At 46.7% G+C, this 17681-nt stretch carries 17 protein-coding genes; 5 read left to right on the top strand and 12 right to left on the bottom strand.

Annotated features, from left to right (window positions below; translation table 11 throughout):
* Positions 1-36 precede the first annotated feature (36 nt).
* Positions 37-1731, top strand: coding sequence for a diacylglycerol kinase family protein (locus tag KXJ80_RS16710; RefSeq protein ID WP_047536307.1), 1695 nt, complete (start codon positions 37-39; stop codon positions 1729-1731).
* Here the strand turns inward: KXJ80_RS16710 and KXJ80_RS16715 are convergent.
* The 3 genes from KXJ80_RS16715 to KXJ80_RS16725 form a co-directional block, all read right to left on the bottom strand.
* Positions 1724-2380, bottom strand: coding sequence for a hypothetical protein (locus tag KXJ80_RS16715; RefSeq protein ID WP_047536305.1), 657 nt, complete (start codon positions 2378-2380; stop codon positions 1724-1726). The genes KXJ80_RS16710 and KXJ80_RS16715 overlap by 8 nt on opposite strands.
* 212 nt (positions 2381-2592) lie before the next feature.
* Entirely contained in the window at positions 2593-3669 is a 1077-nt protein-coding gene (locus KXJ80_RS16720) for an L-dopachrome tautomerase-related protein (protein WP_172591388.1), read from the bottom strand.
* Between the two features lie 107 nt (positions 3670-3776).
* The gene (locus tag KXJ80_RS16725; RefSeq protein ID WP_047536303.1) at positions 3777-5150 is read right to left on the bottom strand and encodes a sigma-54 interaction domain-containing protein; all 1374 of its coding nucleotides are present in this window, start codon (positions 5148-5150) and stop codon (positions 3777-3779) included.
* A 253-nt stretch (positions 5151-5403) separates the two neighbouring features.
* Here KXJ80_RS16725 and KXJ80_RS16730 point away from each other — a divergent pair, with 253 nt between their 5' ends.
* Positions 5404-5868 (top strand): hypothetical protein, encoded by a 465-nt coding sequence (locus KXJ80_RS16730; RefSeq protein WP_047536301.1) that lies wholly within the window; start codon positions 5404-5406, stop codon positions 5866-5868.
* 271 nt (positions 5869-6139) lie between these two features.
* A complete protein-coding gene (locus KXJ80_RS16735; protein WP_037425750.1) occupies positions 6140-6688 on the top strand; it encodes a BON domain-containing protein in 549 nt (182 codons plus the stop codon).
* 142 nt (positions 6689-6830) lie between these two features.
* On the opposite strand, the gene KXJ80_RS16740 is transcribed toward KXJ80_RS16735, so the two are convergent.
* Both KXJ80_RS16740 and KXJ80_RS16745 read right to left on the bottom strand, forming a co-directional pair.
* Positions 6831-7241: a DUF3224 domain-containing protein gene (locus KXJ80_RS16740; RefSeq protein ID WP_047536299.1), complete on the bottom strand. Its 411-nt coding sequence runs from the start codon at positions 7239-7241 to the stop codon at positions 6831-6833.
* Positions 7242-7364: 123 nt separating this feature from the next.
* Positions 7365-8174, bottom strand: coding sequence for a hypothetical protein (locus KXJ80_RS16745; protein ID WP_047536297.1), 810 nt, complete (start codon positions 8172-8174; stop codon positions 7365-7367).
* 262 nt (positions 8175-8436) lie between these two features.
* Here KXJ80_RS16745 and KXJ80_RS16750 point away from each other — a divergent pair, with 262 nt between their 5' ends.
* On the top strand, positions 8437-8679 hold the full coding sequence (locus tag KXJ80_RS16750; RefSeq protein ID WP_037416640.1) for a hypothetical protein: 243 nt from the start codon (positions 8437-8439) through the stop codon (positions 8677-8679).
* A gap of 15 nt (positions 8680-8694) precedes the next feature.
* On the opposite strand, the gene KXJ80_RS16755 is transcribed toward KXJ80_RS16750, so the two are convergent.
* The 3 genes from KXJ80_RS16755 to KXJ80_RS16765 all read right to left on the bottom strand — a co-directional run bounded on the left by KXJ80_RS16755 (position 8695) and on the right by KXJ80_RS16765 (position 10573).
* Positions 8695-9201 carry a YgjV family protein gene (locus tag KXJ80_RS16755; protein ID WP_047536295.1) on the bottom strand — a complete coding sequence of 169 codons (507 nt, stop codon included), beginning with the start codon at positions 9199-9201 and terminating at the stop codon, positions 8695-8697.
* Positions 9202-9337: 136 nt separating this feature from the next.
* Complete coding sequence (locus KXJ80_RS16760; RefSeq protein WP_047536293.1) at positions 9338-9940, bottom strand: Crp/Fnr family transcriptional regulator; 603 nt, start codon at positions 9938-9940, stop codon at positions 9338-9340.
* Positions 9941-9946: 6 nt separating this feature from the next.
* Positions 9947-10573, bottom strand: coding sequence for a fumarylacetoacetate hydrolase family protein (locus KXJ80_RS16765; RefSeq protein ID WP_037425761.1), 627 nt, complete (start codon positions 10571-10573; stop codon positions 9947-9949).
* 208 nt (positions 10574-10781) lie between these two features.
* Between KXJ80_RS16765 and KXJ80_RS16770 the strand changes: the two genes are divergently transcribed.
* Positions 10782-12809 carry a methyl-accepting chemotaxis protein gene (locus KXJ80_RS16770; RefSeq protein ID WP_047533443.1) on the top strand — a complete coding sequence of 676 codons (2028 nt, stop codon included), beginning with the start codon at positions 10782-10784 and terminating at the stop codon, positions 12807-12809.
* 119 nt (positions 12810-12928) lie between these two features.
* On the opposite strand, the gene KXJ80_RS16775 is transcribed toward KXJ80_RS16770, so the two are convergent.
* From KXJ80_RS16775 to KXJ80_RS16790, 4 genes are all read right to left on the bottom strand, one after another.
* Entirely contained in the window at positions 12929-13942 is a 1014-nt protein-coding gene (locus KXJ80_RS16775) for a succinylglutamate desuccinylase/aspartoacylase family protein (protein ID WP_047533440.1), read from the bottom strand.
* Between the two features lie 69 nt (positions 13943-14011).
* The gene (locus KXJ80_RS16780; RefSeq protein WP_037416635.1) at positions 14012-14551 is read right to left on the bottom strand and encodes a MarR family winged helix-turn-helix transcriptional regulator; all 540 of its coding nucleotides are present in this window, start codon (positions 14549-14551) and stop codon (positions 14012-14014) included.
* A 174-nt stretch (positions 14552-14725) separates the two neighbouring features.
* Positions 14726-15289, bottom strand: coding sequence for a PhnA domain-containing protein (locus tag KXJ80_RS16785; RefSeq protein ID WP_037416634.1), 564 nt, complete (start codon positions 15287-15289; stop codon positions 14726-14728).
* 134 nt (positions 15290-15423) lie between these two features.
* Entirely contained in the window at positions 15424-17637 is a 2214-nt protein-coding gene (locus KXJ80_RS16790; RefSeq protein ID WP_261737564.1) for a TonB-dependent receptor domain-containing protein, read from the bottom strand.
* Positions 17638-17681 lie beyond the last annotated feature (44 nt).

Below are 17681 nucleotides of genomic sequence, written 5' to 3' on the forward strand. Positions count from 1 at the left end.
CCTGAGGCTCGCCGTTTATCGATGGAGGAGATGCCAATGCTGAGTAGGATCCACATTAAGTATTTCTACCTGTTCGGAGCGCTGTTATTTGGCTATTTCGCCGTAACGGGGCACTCCCCTATCCTCACCTTTATTTGGGCATGGAGCAGCCTATCCCTCGCCCTTGTCGGCTCGGCCTATTGGTTTAATCTCGCCAGTATTTTTAGAAAACGTCAGGATGGTTCCATCCCTTGGTATATTCGTTGGGGCTTTATTCCATTTTTACTAGGATGCCGACTCTATAATCTCTGGGCGCGGCGCCGTGATAGCGTGCCTTCAATGCAAGCCATTGATAAATATCTGTACTTGGGTAGCCGCTTAAGCGCTGCCGATTTACCTAAACTAAATCGTTATGGCATTACCGCCATTTTAGATGTCACCGCCGAATTTGACGGCCTCGATGTGTCCCTGTATGAGGATCATATCGACTATCTGAATATCCCTATTCTTGACCACAGTGTGCCGACTAGCGCCCAATTAAATCAGGCGATTAACTGGTTACACCGTCAAGTACGCGCCCAAAAGCGGGTATTAATCCACTGTGCGCTCGGCCGCGGGCGATCCGTAATGGTGCTGGCCGCTTATCTTGTGTGCCGCCGCCCCGAGCTCAGCTTTGCCGAGGTGCTGCAACAGATTAAAAGCATTCGTAAAACCGCAGGGTTAAATCGCTGGCAACTTAAAGCGCTGGAGCAGATGTACACTCAAGGGGAAATCAAACTGCATAAGCGAGCCTGGATTATCGCCAATCCCGTCTCTGGCGCGGGTAAATGGCAGACCCATGGCGAACAAATTTGTACTGAACTGAAACGCTATTTTGAGGTGCAGTTAGCGCTCACCACGCCAGAGATTAGCGCCCAAACCCAAGCGAAAAAAGCCCGGCTTCAGGGCGCCGATATCATCATCGCTTGCGGGGGCGATGGCACAGTCACTGAGGTCGCTGCGGAGATTATCGACACCGATATCACCTTAGGCATTATCCCGTTAGGCACCACCAATGCCCTGTCACACGCCCTCTTTGGTTTAAGCAGTAAGCTGAATGCTGTCTCCCAAGCCCTTGATAATATTATCCAAGGCCAGACACAGACCATAGACACGGCGCGTTGCAATGAGCGACTGGTGTTGCTGCTGGTCGGCATTGGGTTTGAGCAGCAAATGATTGAGTCGGCGAGCCGCGAGCGTAAAAATGCTCTCGGCCAACTCGCCTACCTCGATGGTTTGTGGCGCGCGGTGAACACCAACACCAACCTCGAGTTGCAGCTAACTTTAGATGACCAAGCCCCAATGACAGTGCAAACCCACAGCCTAGTGGTTGCCAATGCCGCGCCTTTTACCAGCTTACTCGCCCAAGGTAAGGGCAAACCCAATATGACCGACGGCTTGTTGGATATCACTTGGTTAGATTCAAATAATGAGCCGAATGAACAGCTTATCAGTTTGGCTGAACTGGCTTTTACCGGCTGGATTAAAGAGGCCGCCAATAGCGACTCTGGAACCTCGGCCAACACAGGCAAAGTGAAACATGCCCACGCGAAAAAGGTGAAGATCAGCAGTCAGCCCCAATGCAAGTATGTGATTGATGGCGAGATTTGTGAGCCGGAGGAACTCAATATTGATATCCTGCCCGCCTCTTTGAAGGTGTTTGTGCCTTATCAAGAATCGACTGAAAATGCTATCGACCCAAAAATCACGTAAATGACACTATCGCGATGTTTATTAAGATAAAAACAGCAAGCGCAATAAGCACTCGCATAAAATTAAATTCACTCACTTTGGGGTGGGATTTTTGAGGACTATTGCTAAAATCCTGAAACTTACAGCCTATCGCTTGCGCGCATTGCTGCAAAACTTGCTGTAATTCCTGCTTGTCAGTGCTGTTAGCCAATTTCAATTGACTCCCTTTAGGCTGCTGCACTTGTAAATAGGCGAGATAGTGATCGACCGTATCTTCCGCTTGGCGGTTACGGTCGAGCTGGTGCCAATGGGTTGTTTGTAGCAGATAGAGTTGCACAGCATTAATATCTGAAAAGGCATAGGCGCGCCAACGCCACAATCCAGGCGACTTCCCATTGAATACACCTTTACCGAGCCACAATTGCTGTCGCTCGGTATCTAACCAAGATTGTTGCCGAACTAACGCTAGCGGCAGTACAGGGAACAACAGAAAAAATGCCACCCAACCAAGCACAAGCCGTAACACGGGCTCGGGTTGTAACCAGGCCGCCCTCGCACAAAGCAATCCAAGCACTAACAAGGCAACGGCAAAAAACCACAGTAGAGGTCGGTACTGGGTACTCAACGCCTTGAGATAAAGCGCACTCTTAGGAGGTTGATTAAGTGTCACTGAACTTGTTCCTTGTTCCAAAAATTATCTCACCATCTCAAATTGACCTGTGCTAGTAACAATATGAGGCATTGATAGTTTACACAATCAACACCTAACTTATTTTTAGATCCTTTCGAGTTAAACCAACGACTCACATCAATGGAAATAACCGTTGCGATATCGCTCATACTGCAACGAAAAGCTGCAACTTTGCAGTTGCAGCTAAGGTGTTATTGACCCGCAGCGGTATCCTCACCAGTCCAGAGTCGCATGATGCGATAAGGTGGTTTGGCTGTTTCAGCTTCGCCATTAAAGGCTTTTGCTTTATGCAATTGATTCACTGAAATATATAACCAGCCCGTTTCACCAAATTGCACACTATCGGGAAAATCCAGTAGTGGAGAACTGACCGCTGTTGATAGCGTACCTTTGTTATCTAACATAGATATGGCATTGTGGTTCAAATTGGTGAAGTAATGATTACCTTGTTTGGACGTTGCTGCGCCATCTGACACTGGCTTAGCTCCGACTAATTTTACAGTCGCGATAATTTTATCATTATTGCCTGTTTGTAAAGCCGCAGTCGATAACTGATACCAGTGAGTACCATTCATTGCACCATAATAGAGTGTACTTCCATCGGCAGATAAACTGATGGGATTGACCGCGACACTAGCAACCTTGCCATTAAACAATGTTGTTTTGTTATCTATGTTCATTACTGCATCCGCTTCGGCCTGCAGCGAGCTATGACCTGAAAAACGTACGGTATGACCATCGTCGATACGCACTGCTAAGAGGCCTGGGTTGGCGATATCGGCTAAATAAATCCAGCCTTTTTGTGAATCGACAACCAGATCCTGCATAAAGCTGCCTTTGGGCGCGAGTGCTTGTGGTAGGACAATTTGTTTATATAGACTGCCATCCTTAATGTTGAATCCCCAAATCCTCGTCTGACCTAATTCTAACCCCATATCTGCGGTCCAGAGGTGTCCAGCTTTGTCCTGAGCAATCCCTAATAAGGTATCAAATTGAGTCATATTGGCAGTCGAAGCTTTTTGTAAATCCATTGAAGGCCAAGCTTTGTAAGCATTGGTTTCACGATTAACTTCAATCAGTTGTAAACCTGACGGCGTATCAAGTGGATGTACCGTGGCAAAAATCCGACCTTGTGCAGTGACACTGACATTGCCAGGTCGTATTGGCAATTCAGCGACTGTTTCAAGACTTCCTACCGCTGGGGTAGCGTTTACAAAACTACTGGCAGTCAAAGAAAGCCATAATGCTGTCGTAAATAAGTGTTTCATATTCTATCTCCGCTTTTCTGTTTAAGGGCTGTAGAATAGGAGTTATTATTTACAAAAAAAATAGTGTAAAAATCGGCTCTGTTTCAATATTAATTTGATAATCAGCACTATTCCGCCGTCGGCTCACCCGCTTCGACTTGTTGCTCGTACTTGCTGAGCTTGTTGTAGAGGGTTTTTACACTGATACCAAGCTGCTCGGCGGTGTCGGTTTTATTGCCCTGACTCGTTTCAAGCGCTTGGTAAATGGCGATTTTTTCCAGCTCCTCAAGGCGCATACCTTGGGGGATCACCACATTTTCCTCCGCAGTCGTCTCTTTTTCCGCACTGGGCGTCAGCTGTAAATGCTCAGGGGTAATCTCATGGTCCGCCAGAATATAAGCGCGCTCAATAGCATGCTTTAACTCGCGCACATTCCCCGGCCAAGCGTGGGCCGCAATCGCCTCTAAACTTGAGGACGAGAACACTTTGCTCTGTTTTTCCGCCGCATTGCGATAGGCCAGAAAATGCTTCGCAAGTCCGACTATATCTTCCCCGCGCTCCCGCAATGGCGGCACTTGAATGGGGAAATGCGCTAAACGAAAGTACAAATCTTCCCGCAGTTGCCCTTGCTCAATCGCCACTAAAGGATCGCGGTTTGTCGCCGCCACAATGCGCACATTGGCCTTGAGAACCTTAGGGCTGCCGACGGGACGATATTCATTATTTTCGAGCACTCTTAATAGCTTAACTTGATGCTCGATGGGCATTTCGGTGACTTCATCGAGGAATAAGGTGCCGCCTTCGGCCTGCTCAAATACCCCTTGGTGATCGCGAGTCGCGCCGGTGAAGGCGCCTTTAATATGGCCGAAGAGTTCACTATCGACCAATTCTGGGCTCAAGGCGCCGCAGTTAATCGCAATATAGGGCTTATTCACCCGCGGGCTGGCTAAGTGAATGGTATTGGCGACCAGTTCTTTACCCGCGCCACTCTCACCGATAATCAACACATTGCTCTCGGCGGCCGACACGCGGCGGATAGTGCGGTACAAACGGTGCATAGGTAACGAGGAGCCCACCAGCAAACCATATTGGTCTAACTCGCTAGCATAGGGACGAATGCGCGTCGAGGTATTGGCAACCAGATGCTGGGCAAAATCGGCTAAGGTTTCGCACAGCAAGGACATATCGATGGGTTTACGGAAATGGTAGCCCGCGTATTTGGACAATAGTGTATCGAGGTGAGGATTCGGCAGGCCGTCGGAGAGGAAAATAAACTCCACATCCGCAATGGCGCTGGACTCGAGTAAGGCTAAGTAATCTTCACGGCTAAGACGGGGCAGCTCAATGATCGCCACATCGATACGATTGGCCTCCAGCTGACTAATCCAAGATAAATCATCGCTACTGCGTAGCTTGTTGTAGGTCTGCGCGCCCTCGAGCTTCACTAATGCCTGCTCGGTTTCGACGTCCTGTAGATGATAGAAAAGCGTTGGTCGGATCATCTTGTGCCACTCCCTGTGAATAAGGAATCACTGTATGCCAGCTGTGAAACTTTAACAATCTTAACGGTAAGAGTTGCCGACAATAGTCGGCCTACTGGCGACAATAGATAAATATCATCAGTTAAATCAAACCATTAACTTATCATTAAAAAGTGAACGAAATATGCATAGAAGCTGAATGAAACTGATATTTCCATGAAAATGTGGGCAATCCGTGTCGGCGGAGCTGCCCAAACTACCACAGGAGGTCGTTATGACGTCTAATGTTGCGCAACATCAGACCGAGCTGAGCGCCGATATTAAGCTGGTTAATGAGTTAATCGAGCTGACGCAAACCGGCGTGGATTTTTATACTCGGGCCAATACCACTGTCGATGACTACAGCCTAAAACGCATTTTTATTGCCCAAATCAACACATACCAAGGGATGTTGGCGCGATTTAGGCAACTGCTCGCCCAATCATTACAGTACATAGGCCCGCACTCGGTGCCGCCGTCGCAGACTCGGCCCTATGCCGATGTCGATGCTTTACTTATTAAACAGCAACTCGCCGATGCCCTCACAGTGCTCTGCGAGCTTGAGCGTCAGCGCCTTAACCACCTCAAACAGTTAATTAAAAAAGCCAATCACCCAAGGTTAATCAGCCAATTGGCCGAGGATATTGCTTGGCTACAAATCCATTTGGATACCTTACACCTGCGTAGCCAAGCCCTGTAAGGCAGCAATGCCAGCCAATAACGCGGCCAACTGAGCCGCGTTTTTGTTGCCTGCGATCTGGCGATTCTTAACGCCTATCTTGCTTAAGCCCAATCGCTTTATCACCCTCGGTAATATTTACATTTTGTCGGTAAAAAGCGCCGAGCTTGCTTTTGGATTAAACAGTCGAAACGAGCCGAAAACAAATATAATTATCTTAAAATCAATCAGATAAAAATATTGGCACGATTCACGCTTTAGTCCCTTCGAGATAACAACGGAGGATATCATTATGAAAAACACGACAACTTTAGCCTTAACCACCTTACTTGTCGGTTCTATCAGCTTAAATGTGACCGCCGCACAGGATTGGAAAGACGATGCCAAAGATGCTTGGCTCGATGGCAAGGCCGAAACGACTTTGTTGCTCAATACTAACCTCAACTCCTTTGACATTATGACCGACGTGAAAAACGGCCATGTGACCTTAACCGGTAAAGTGGAGAGCAGTGTCGATAAGGCGCTCGCAGCGGAGCTGATCAAAAGCTTGGACGGGGTAAAAGGGGTTGAAAACAAATTAACCGTGATGAATGAAAACGAGAGCACCAGTGAGGTAGTGAAGACCTTAACCGACTCTAAGGTCGCAACTGTGGTGAAAACCCGCCTGTTGTTCTCGACCGACGTTTCTGGCACCCAAATTAATGTAGACGTTGCCGATGGCGTAGTGACCTTACAGGGTGAAGTGGCCAGCGATGCCGAGCGTCAATTAGCCCTGACCATTGCCAAAAATACCGATGATGTGAAAAAGGTCGTCGATAAGATCAAAGTCAAAACCTCATAATGGTCTTAACATTCAGCCCTTGCTAATTCAGCTCTAGATACTCTTGATAACTCAGATGTTGGTATTAGTCACTCGGGCAAAAACCACAAAACCAGCTTCGGCTGGTTTTGTTTTATCAGCGCGATGTTATGTTAATCATGCCTTAGGCTTCCTGTTCAAAGCAGAAGCTAAATTCATAAAAATGCTGACCGTTTTCAATGCTTATCGCCATAGTGCCATATAGCCCTGTGAGTTCACCCGCGCCAGAATGGGGAACGACCTCAAGGTGTAAGCGGTTTTGTCCATCGGTCATAATGCCAAAATGTTGCAGCACAAAACTGCCCTGTCTGCCGCACAGTTTACCCACGACTTGTTCAATCGCCACATAACCAGCAGAGCCTTTTACCGCGGTCATGGCACTGAGCATTTCGCCTTGGCTGCGGGCCTCTAGCTCACCATAAAAGGTTTTATCTAAAGTCATTCTGCCCAAGTTCACACCACCCACACCTGTGGCATAGGCATTCTCGGGATTGAGCTTAACATCAAATTTGCCTGTGACTTTGGTCATTTCCATAACACGCTCCTTGTTTTAATTTTATGCTTTATGCCAAAACCTTCGCTTTCCGGCCGCTAGATGAAATAAATACCTCAGCCGCAGCTGAGGTAAAATTAACTTAGCATAAGCCCCGCTCTAAACCTAATGCAGCGCTTTGATTTCTGATTCACTGACACCGATTTTAAGGGTTTTAATTACAGTTGGCGGTGTTGTCATGGGTTGATCAGCCGCCCTCTCACGGTAAGTAACAGCTACTTTAAATGGGGATTCAAAGGGATAAACAGGTTCAATATTATCGACCTCAATACGATCGCCAATAAATACACTGCCTAAGTGCTGCACACGATTTTGGCCATAATCTAGGCTAAACAAGCCGAGATACCAGAACACACCTGAACCTTGGTTAGTCACAATAAAAGGCGCCACAAAGGGCATGGTTTGCTGCTGTGGATCATCCTGTAATGGCGCATCACTTTGGGTATCAGGCTCTAAAGCGGGGTCAAAATTAAGCGGAGTAACTCGTAAATAATCTAATAACACTCGGCCTTTAGCCTCGCCATCCTGATAATCCCCAATAGCAAACTCCGTTTGTTTAACGTTAATAAAGTGGGTTAACACTACGGCTTTGTGGCTGTCCGGTAAGCTCACTTCAAATTTATTAGCGGTATTTAAGCTAAACAGCTTAAGCATCACTTCGGAGGCATTAGCAACGGGCTTGACTTCACTGGGTACCACAGATTCAAGCGCATCTTCACTGCTTAATAATTTGGCTTCTTGGGCTTTTGCCTTAGCATCAGCCTGCGCCATGGCCTCATCGTATTGCAATACTTGGCCATCTTCCATGACCATGTAAATATCATCATTGGTCATGTTAAAGCGATAAACTCCCACGGCAAGAATACTCAGCACTAGGACTGTCGCCGCGATGGTGACTTTAACAAACATACTCATTTTCTCCCCCAATAGCCTAAGTGCTGTATCATTTGCGCTGATGGCAAAACCAGCCTTGCTGATAGCATCAAAAAATCGCTCTTTCTACAAGGCCAAAATCGCATATTTTTGCTTTAGTCAGCACAAGTTCAGCAAGTTAACCCATGCTGGCATATATATGATTCAGCCTTTTCATTAATGTTCGCAATCGGGCTATAATTCCTTGGCTTAAACGACACCAGCAGTCTTAAACAACGATCGAGTATTAAGGATTTAATTGCCAATGACCAATGCCTCTACTAGCCCATTTGCCGTGTTAAACCAAACCACGGCACACTCGTTTAATGAACAGAAAAACTTAATTAAGCGCGTCTTTAAGGGCAAACCAGTGCAATGTCCAAGCTGCAATCAAACCCTCAAAGTCATCTTGCCCGAGACCGCCAAAGCCGAGCAAGCCGCAGGCATTTTCTGCCCAAAGGGGTGTACTGATATCGAACTCGATATGGAAGCCGTGACGGGGATTTAATCGACAGCTTTCGCATTACCATGGGGTTAATTTCTCGCGAAAATAATGGCGATAATATCCCACTAAATTGCTGCCAATAAACAACATTTCCATTAAGACCGCCACTGGCGAGCCTACTAAGATATTGTGGACTAACCAAAAACTGGTGCCGACTATCATCAGTAGCCGCAAGTCTTTATCACGCTGACAAAATGCCGCACGGGTTTGAAATAGTGTACCGATACAACTGATCACACTCACAAGCCCGCTGAAGGTCAAGCTACTCATCAGTACCGCTGCCCCACTAAAACCCCACATGGCCTTTTTAGACGTGGTAAAAATACTGGTGAGGTAACGCACTGTGGCAATCCCCATCAATCCCGCCGCAGTCCATTGCGCTAACAAGCAAAAGTGGATTGAAATCAAGATCCCCGACATAAATAAGCAAGCGACAATGCGTTCGCGCGCTTTAAATTGAAACGATATCACGTCAAATACGATGGCAATGGCCACCAACAATTGCGACAGAGTAAAAGCATCCACAATAGGCTCCTTAAAAGTTCGGTATAGGCTTAGACGTCGCCCAACAACAAACGGATTTGCTTGGATTAGCAATCGCTAAGGAGCATGAAGGGAATCACTTTTAGGCGCATTAACTTAAGTTAACTGGCAGGTAATTTTACGGCGAATCTTGTAAACGCTTACGGATACGCGACAAACTAATGGCGGTAATACCAATATAATTAGCCAGTTGGGCATGGGTTAGGCGCTCAACCCAGAGGGGAAAATATTCGAGTAAATGTAAGTAACGCTGCTCTGGTGTATTGAGGAGTAAAAAGGCTTCTTTTTGTTCTTTATACAATAACTGCTGTTTAAGTAGCGCAAGTTGTACCTGTTGCATAAATGGCTCATTTAGCACGGCAAGTGGTATTTGCACTAACCTGCAAGCACCGACGGTTTCTAACTGATAGGGCGCAACATCCTGCTTTAGCCAGCTGCTATATAAGAAACAAAGCTCTCCTTCGAAGTAAAACTCCTTGCAGCGCTCACTCCCCTCTTGGGTATAGTGGCAAGCACGCACTATGCCATCCACCACAAAGTAGGCAAAGGTTTGGTACTCGCCTTGGGGTAATAAGCACTCCCCGGGCTGACATGAAAGCGCTCTTGCTTGGGTGAGCAGCGCTAAGTGATCAGGCTCTGCCCCTAAAGCGAGCAAATATTGCCAAAGGGGTTTGATTGCCTGCTCAGTTGCCTTAAGCGTATCTGGTGATAGCGTCGTCATTGCTGATTACTGGCTTTGCCATTCATATTCGACCAAGGACGCTTGGTGTGACGCATCCTTTAATCCTAAGGTCACCTTAAAGACGCGATTCGGTGGAATGATGCCGACGCCTTTTGGGGTGCCCGTCATCACAATGTCGCCATCTTCTAAACGAGTAAAGCGTTGCAACTCCGACAAAATAGTTTGCGGCGGATAGATCATTAAATCAATATCGCCTTCTTGGGTTAACACCCCATCAATACTTAAGCTAAATTGAAATTGCGCCCTCGGATCATCAATCGCAACAAAAGGGCTAAAAAGCGCTGCACCATCAAAGGCTTTGGCTTTTTCCCACGGTAATCCCTTGGCCTTAAGTTTGCTTTGTAGTTCCCGCTTAGTCAGATCCAGCCCCACGCCCACATGGCTAAAGCGCCCCTGCTGATACAAAAAACACAGCTCGGTTTCATAGTGCAGCGTCTCACCAAGGTGCTGGGTATTTAATTGAGTACTGATGGCCGAATTAGGCTTAAAAAACACCACCATATCATCGGGGATTTCATTGCCAAGCTCATGGATATGGTCAACATAATTACGCCCAATACAAAGGATTTTGCTGGGAGCAATAGCCTTATTTTCTAACATCACCGTTTTCATTAACGCTCCTTTAAAAATCAGCGGGACAACATAATTATCCAAGCCTTCTTCGTTAAGACTTTACTCTGACAACTCTCTGCTACACTTATTTTTATACCCCAATAAAAACAAGCAACTAAGTACTTGTACTACGGCGTATTCTTCCCTTGTCCACGCGATGTTATCGCCTTATTTGGCTGACATCATAGACGAAAAGGTCGATGACTCAATGTTAACACTCAGTATCAAGCAAAAAATGCTCTTAAGCTTCAGCGCAATTAGTATCCTGCTCTTAGCTGGCAATAGCTTCTTCTACTATTCGCTCTATCAAGTTCAAATCAGTTATAGCAATATCGAGACACTCGCCATACCGGTTCAGAAGCAAAGCAATAACTTACAACTTGTGCTCGTTAAAATGTCGCGCCTTGCAACTTTAGCCCATAGCCAAAATGACACCGCAGAGCTCATGCAAAGCCAAAAAGGATTCAATGAGCTAGAGCATAAATATCAAAGTATTGAAAACGAGCTGAAACAGATGGTTAGCGACCAACCCCAGATGCAAGCATCACTGAATGAAGCCCAAAAACGCTACCAAGCCTACCAGCAACAAAGCCAAGATATGTTTAGCGCTAAGCTCGCGAACGAACAAGCAAAACAACATTATCAAACACTTTTTAATCAGTTTATTGAGGCAAAAACGCAAGCAAGTAATGCAATGATCGATTTAGAAACGATCTCATTGCCCGATAATCCGGCACTTTTGGAGGAGATAATCGGAACAGGAACCCGCATTGACGATATGCTTTACACATTAACCAACACAATGTCAGAGCTAACGCATGCTCAGGATACTCATTCAATAAACTCGCATAAACAGGATATAGCCCTATTGCTTGGGAATCTAAGTACTAACTTTACCTTTTTAAAACAACAAGCTTCGGGGATAAACACCCTAGGATTGCTGGAGATTTTTGAGCAACAAGCCACCATATTCAATCGGTTACTTTCAACCCCAGGCGAGCTATATCTGGCACAACAGCAAGTGGTTGATAATCACACTCAAGCAGAACAGCATTTTAAAAATACGGAACAAGAATTTAATGCCAATACCCTTGCCTTAGATAAATTATTAGCCCTAGCTGACAGACGTTTTAGTCTGTTGCAAAACATTGCAAATGACGATATTCAACGCGGTCAAACATTGGCCATTGTACTAGCAGCCATGTTTGTGTTTATGGTCAGTTCAATATCCTTCTTTACCCTAAGGGCCATGTTAGTACCACTCACCTTGGCAAATAGTGCGCTGGCAAACATTGCAAGGGGAGACTTATCCAAGAGAATACCTAAACGTCACAACGATGAATTTGGGGTACTTATTGATAATATGAATACTCTTTGTGATGATCTGGCTAAATTATTAACCCATATCAGCAATGACGCCCACTCTTTAGATAATTCAGCCACACAAACACATCAGCAAGGTCAAGGCATCGCTAATGCAGCTACCGCACAAATTGAGCGTATCAATGGCACGAAAGCCTTAACAGAACAAATGTTTACCAGCTCTAACCTTGTTGCAGAACAAGCCAGTAGTTCGGCAACACAAATCACCCAAGCATCGAAACATAGCCAACAAGCCCAGCTTATTGCCGCCGATAATCAAGCCAAAATAGCGGAGTTAAGCACAAAGCTAAGTGATTCTGTCGCTATCATGTCGCGCCTTAGTGCACACAGTCACGATATTGGTGGGATTCTCACCACCATTAGTAGCATTGCAGAACAAACTAACCTACTCGCCCTCAATGCCGCCATCGAAGCCGCAAGGGCTGGCGAACATGGTCGAGGTTTTGCGGTCGTTGCCGATGAAGTACGCTCATTAGCCTCAAGGACACAAGCCTCAACCGCCGAAATCCAACAGATGATCTTAGCGTTACAGCAGGAAACTACCACGGCCTCAACGGCCATAAGCTCAGGGCAAACACAAGCCAACGACTGTGTGGAGCAAAGTAAAACACTACACCATGCCATAGCTCAGATTGAAGTCACACTCAGTGCCATTAATGAGATGAGTTTACAAATTACCCAAGCAGCCCACCAACAACTCGATTACAGTCGACATATTGAGTCCAGTATGGGAGAAGTCGTCTTCGCGGCAGATCAAAATGCCCATGAGGCAATGGATATGGCAAAACGCAGTGACCAAGTGACTCAGTTAGCCCACTCGCTCACCCGCTCTGTCGAACGCTTTACACTGTAGCAATAAGTGCATTGATACTTATATGGCTAAATGTATCAGAGCCGAGATAACCACATAAAAACAACAGCCATCAGTAAACTGATGGCTGCTTTTTTAGCAAACACTGGCAGAATAACAGCCTAAGCATATTCCATTAAAAACTCATCGAGTTGCTCGTTAGCAATTTCGATCTCATCGCCTTCGAACTGCGCAATATGGAACATGCCCTCGCCTTCATTCGTCACAGGAATATTACTGATCCCGATGATAATGCCATCCGTTGGCGCGCGGATCGCCACACTATCACCGCCATGCGGACTGACAATATGGGCAATAATATAGCCCTTATTAACCCGTTGACCGAGTTTGAGCTTCATATTGACTAAGCCATCGGACTCACTGCGGATCCAATAGCTGCGTATCGCACTGACACTCGCAATCTTGTTACTGACTCGCCCCTTGAGCATACCAAGGCTACGCATCACATTGAGCACGCCCTTTAGACCCGACTTAATCGCCAGTTCACTAAAGCGCAGCGCCTCGCCCGCCTCATACAAAATACAGGGAATGCCCTGCTGATTCGCATAACCACGCATCGACACGCTGCGCGCCTTAGAGTGCATAATAAGCGGTGCGCCAAAGGCATTCGCCATGGCTAACATAGTTTCATCACCGGTATCGCAACGGATTTGCGGTAAGTTATCTCTATGGATAGCCCCCGTATGTAAATCAATCACATGGGTTGCATGGACTAATAACTGAGTAGCAAACAGGTTGGCTAACCGGCTTGCCAACGCCCCTTTACTGGAGCCAGGGAAGCAACGGTTGAGATCGCGCCTATCGGGTAAATAACGGGATTGTTGAATAAAACCAAACACATTGACTATGGGCACCACAATCAGGGTGCCGGCTAAATTTTTAGGGTTAACCCGTCCAAGTAACCGCCGACAGATCTCAATACCATTGAGCTCATCGCCATGGATAGCAGCACAGACCAAGAGTGTCGGCCCAGATTTGAGGCCGTGAAAGACTTCGACATGAATATCGAGTTGGGTATCGGTATAAAGCTTGGCAGCGGGTAATTTAATCCCCATTTGCGTACCCGCAATGACTCGTTTGCCTTCAATCTCAAACGCTTCGCGTTTTTTAACCATGGTCACTCCCTGATCTGCATTGCGCTGTATGTGATAACTCTAGTATTAAGCCTTAACACGCCCAAGCTATTATTCGCCTTCAAACTGGGTTAACCAGTGTTTTAAAATTTGCTGCAATGCCACACGCTCAGCAGTCGGGACCCCCGATAATAGCGCGCTCTGACATTGGATATGTTTGGGGAGCGCAGCCTCAATCAGTGCTTTACCTGCCGAAGTGAGCGAAACATGCACGGCGCGGCGATCTTCCTTACAGTGCTCACGGGCAATCAAGCCTTTATTTTCCAGCCGGTCTAAACGACTGGTCATAGCGCCTGAACTTAACATCATGCTTTGATACAGCTGCGAAGGCGATAAAGTATAAGGCTTACCTGAGCGTCTGAGTGTCGCGAGCACATCAAACTCCCCCTGACCTAAGCCAAATTCGCCGTGGCATAAGGCGATAGCGTTTTCCATATATTTGGTCAGCCTTGCGATGCGCCCTAACACCGCCATGGGGACTAAATCCTCTGTTACCCCTTCAGCCCGCCACTGGCCGAGGATTTTATCTAATCCATCTTCAACTGAAGCCGACATTTGCTTTGCGTCGAGTAGTTGCGAGTCGTTTGCCATAGGTTTATCTCTATATAAAGATTCTTCACATACTAACCATTTTATCGCCTAATTTAATGATTTGTATATGTGGCTACTTTTAGTGGGTAGATAAGAGTAAATTCTGCATAAAAAAACCGCCCAATTTATGCAAATTGGGCGGTTTTACGTTCAAGCAAGTTTAAGCGAAATGACTTAAGACTTTTTCACAAAACAGGTCAGGATCACAATGCGAGTACCATTCACACGACCTTCGATATGCTCTGGATTGTTGGTCAACGAAATATTGCGTACTGCGGTGCCACGTTTTGCCACAAAGCTGGTACCTTTGACGTTAAGATCTTTAATGATGACCACGGTATCTCCGGCGTTAAGCACGGCACCGTTGCTGTCTAAAGTCGGTGGCGTATCATCACTGGCGGCAGCGGCTTCGGCATCACCCCAAGCGCGTAAATCATCTTCAAGATACAACATATCGAGCAGATCCTGCGCCCAGCTTTCACCGCTTAAGCGTTTTAGCATGCGATATGACATCACTTGAACCGCAGGGACTTGGCTCCACATGCTGTCGTTCAGACAACGCCAGTGGTTCATGTCCATAGTATCCGGCGCTGCGATTTGGCTGCTGCAATTTTCACAAATCATAATCTCGTTTTCATGACCATCGGAAGCCGGTAAGTCATAAATAGAGAGTTCGACGTCACTTGCGCAGAGTTCACATTTGCCGCCACAGCGAGTTAGCAATTCATTTTCAGTCATTTTTTCTGTCTACATGCGTAATAAAACGTGGATTATGCCATAAATTGGCTTTTCACGGCAGGGGGGAAGGCAAGATAACCCTATTTTTTATATGAGTTATCTATTTCTTCACCCTTGGAATTGCCATTTAATCCTTAAAATTCATAAGCTAAACTGAGTCTGATATCTCGCCCCGGCGCGGGGATGCCATCCGACAGAAATGGTGTCACTTGCTGGTTCGTCAGATTTTTTGCCATTAAGCGCACGCTGAGCCCTTTCAGTGTTTCTTGAGGCTCGTAGGCTAAATATATATTTTGTAAGAAGTAATTATCACTTCGAGACTCAGCGTTAAAGATATCACTCTGAGGCACATTATCCTGCGCATCGTACCACGTACCTTGCCAAGCAACTGAAATGTCATCAGTAATATACATACCCACACGCAGGCGAATATCCAGCGGCGCAATGTTGGCAAGGTATTCGTCCTCGCCTTGACTATCTCTGAGCGATCCCCTGTGCTCCCCCTCTAACCAAGAAACGGCTAAGTCACTGAAGAAATCCTGATAACGATATTGGGACTCGAGATCGGCGCCGTAGATGTCATAACCGTCGAGATTTGTGTAACCACTTTGAATCGCTTGATTTGGGTCGGACTTTGCACCGCGGCGCTGAGCAATATCGTCCCGTCCCAAGTTGGCAAAGAGGGTCACTTGGGTTGAAAGCGTATCTTGGGCGGCAAAAAGACTCGTTTGCTGCGTCATTAAGCCCAGTTTAAAGGCGTGCAGACGCTCCACATCGATATCTCGACTCGTGCCAGTAATGCTCGCCTTGGCGTATTGCACTGCATAGATTTCATCGACCACTGGCGCCTGTAAGCTGTAGGCGTAATCGAAATTCACTCGAGTATTCGCTGTTAACTGGTAGTCGATACCCAATCGCGGTGAAAAGCCCGAATGGTGAGTCGAACTGTAGTCGTGCCCTGCCTCGATATCGTTGTAATCGGGGGCAATGTTGGGGCGACCAATGCTGTAGATAAAGTCATACCGTAGCGAAGGAGTGATGGTCAGCTCATCCGTCACACTAATCGCATCGCGCAAATAGACTGCATAGGTATCCTGACGCCCTTCGGGCTGATAGTAAGGAGTGTACCAACCGTAGTTTTTCTCGGGATTTTTCTCATAACTTTTGTTAAAGACCATTGAATCCCTATCGAGACTGCGGAACTGCAATCCAGTGGTGATTTCATGATTACCAACAATACTTAAGTTGTTGATGTCAATGTAGTCACGCTTGTAATCCAACCAAGATTCATGGCCGAAGTTGCCGACGGAGACTGTCATCTTTTCCCACGCGATTGGCGGCCTGACCCAATGGCGTGCATTGGCAGAATGGGAAACCACAATTTGGGTATCAATTAAAGGATTACTTGGGGAATAGCGATAATTCGCCGACCAGGTATTGTCTTCATAGGTGTTGTAGGCCGTGGTGGCATAGAGCGCCAGTTCATAGGAGCCATATTTACGGATGTTATAATCAGAAATCGCGGGCATAGGACCGCGGCGATTGGCCCAAGGCTTTCGGCCTTCGTCGAGATAATGGGTCAGGCTCAACATGAGTTGATGGTCACCTTGCTCATAATCCAGTTTGCCAAGGTAATTATTTTGCTCATAACCAGAGTATTCAAATGCTTCACCATTGGCGAGCGTCACATCCCCCGCATCACGGCGGGTGACATGCAATAAACCTGAAAGTTGTTGATTCGCTCGTCCATAAACCGTTCCCGTGTAGCTTTTGGCGTCGTTATTACTGGCGTAACTGGCTTTGACTCGGGCGCCAAGGTTTTGATTGTAATTTAAAAAATCATCAGCAGATTTAGTCACAACATACATGGAGCCGCCAAAGCCGCCGTTACCTGAGCGGACATCGTGGGCCCCTTTAATCACTTCGACTCGCTTGATTAAATCGGGATCTAAGAAGAACGACCCATAGCGATACTGCTCAAATCCCACGGGGGCGTTATCGACATAAATGTTGAAATCTTCGGTTTCGCCAAATCCCCATACGTTAATGCGCTCGCCGCCACTGCGAGTACCACCATCAACATGGGCACCGGCCATATCATCGATAACTTCAGCAAATGTGGTCGCTTGCATCTCTTCAATTTGCTCCATCGAGATGATCGCCTCGCCCGGCTTAGTCATAGTGGTCGCTCGGCGGTATTGCTGGCCATGTACTTGTAATATCTCAATTGGCTCGACCTTAGGCGCTCCTAATACTTCCTTGGCATTGAGTGGCAACGCAGGCAATACCGTCAAACCCGCACAACCCATCATTATTTTCGCTATCCTGCTCTTAGGTTGATATCCCATCTCCCCATCCCCTGTTACATAGTGTAAAAAATAGGGCGGCATTA

Origin of the sequence: Shewanella xiamenensis, from assembly GCF_024971755.1 — a bacterium.
GTDB classification, from domain to species: domain Bacteria; phylum Pseudomonadota; class Gammaproteobacteria; order Enterobacterales; family Shewanellaceae; genus Shewanella; species Shewanella xiamenensis.

What these genes read in the sequence shown, in the direction of transcription:
- KXJ80_RS16760 (WP_047536293.1), bottom strand. Translation starts at nt 9,940, where the DNA reads ATGACGACGCTATCACCAGATACGCTTAAGGCAACTGAGCAGGCAATC.
- KXJ80_RS16720 (WP_172591388.1), bottom strand. Translation starts at nt 3,669, where the DNA reads ATGAAACACTTATTTACGACAGCATTATGGCTTTCTTTGACTGCCAGT.
- KXJ80_RS16735 (WP_037425750.1), top strand. Translation starts at nt 6,140, where the DNA reads ATGAAAAACACGACAACTTTAGCCTTAACCACCTTACTTGTCGGTTCT.
- KXJ80_RS16780 (WP_037416635.1), bottom strand. Translation starts at nt 14,551, where the DNA reads ATGGCAAACGACTCGCAACTACTCGACGCAAAGCAAATGTCGGCTTCA.
- KXJ80_RS16770 (WP_047533443.1), top strand. Translation starts at nt 10,782, where the DNA reads ATGTTAACACTCAGTATCAAGCAAAAAATGCTCTTAAGCTTCAGCGCA.
- KXJ80_RS16740 (WP_047536299.1), bottom strand. Translation starts at nt 7,241, where the DNA reads ATGGAAATGACCAAAGTCACAGGCAAATTTGATGTTAAGCTCAATCCC.
- KXJ80_RS16725 (WP_047536303.1), bottom strand. Translation starts at nt 5,150, where the DNA reads ATGATCCGACCAACGCTTTTCTATCATCTACAGGACGTCGAAACCGAG.
- KXJ80_RS16745 (WP_047536297.1), bottom strand. Translation starts at nt 8,174, where the DNA reads ATGAGTATGTTTGTTAAAGTCACCATCGCGGCGACAGTCCTAGTGCTG.
- KXJ80_RS16730 (WP_047536301.1), top strand. Translation starts at nt 5,404, where the DNA reads ATGACGTCTAATGTTGCGCAACATCAGACCGAGCTGAGCGCCGATATT.
- KXJ80_RS16710 (WP_047536307.1), top strand. Translation starts at nt 37, where the DNA reads ATGCTGAGTAGGATCCACATTAAGTATTTCTACCTGTTCGGAGCGCTG.
- KXJ80_RS16775 (WP_047533440.1), bottom strand. Translation starts at nt 13,942, where the DNA reads ATGGTTAAAAAACGCGAAGCGTTTGAGATTGAAGGCAAACGAGTCATT.
- KXJ80_RS16790 (WP_261737564.1), bottom strand. Translation starts at nt 17,637, where the DNA reads ATGGGATATCAACCTAAGAGCAGGATAGCGAAAATAATGATGGGTTGT.
- KXJ80_RS16785 (WP_037416634.1), bottom strand. Translation starts at nt 15,289, where the DNA reads ATGACTGAAAATGAATTGCTAACTCGCTGTGGCGGCAAATGTGAACTC.
- KXJ80_RS16765 (WP_037425761.1), bottom strand. Translation starts at nt 10,573, where the DNA reads ATGAAAACGGTGATGTTAGAAAATAAGGCTATTGCTCCCAGCAAAATC.
- KXJ80_RS16750 (WP_037416640.1), top strand. Translation starts at nt 8,437, where the DNA reads ATGACCAATGCCTCTACTAGCCCATTTGCCGTGTTAAACCAAACCACG.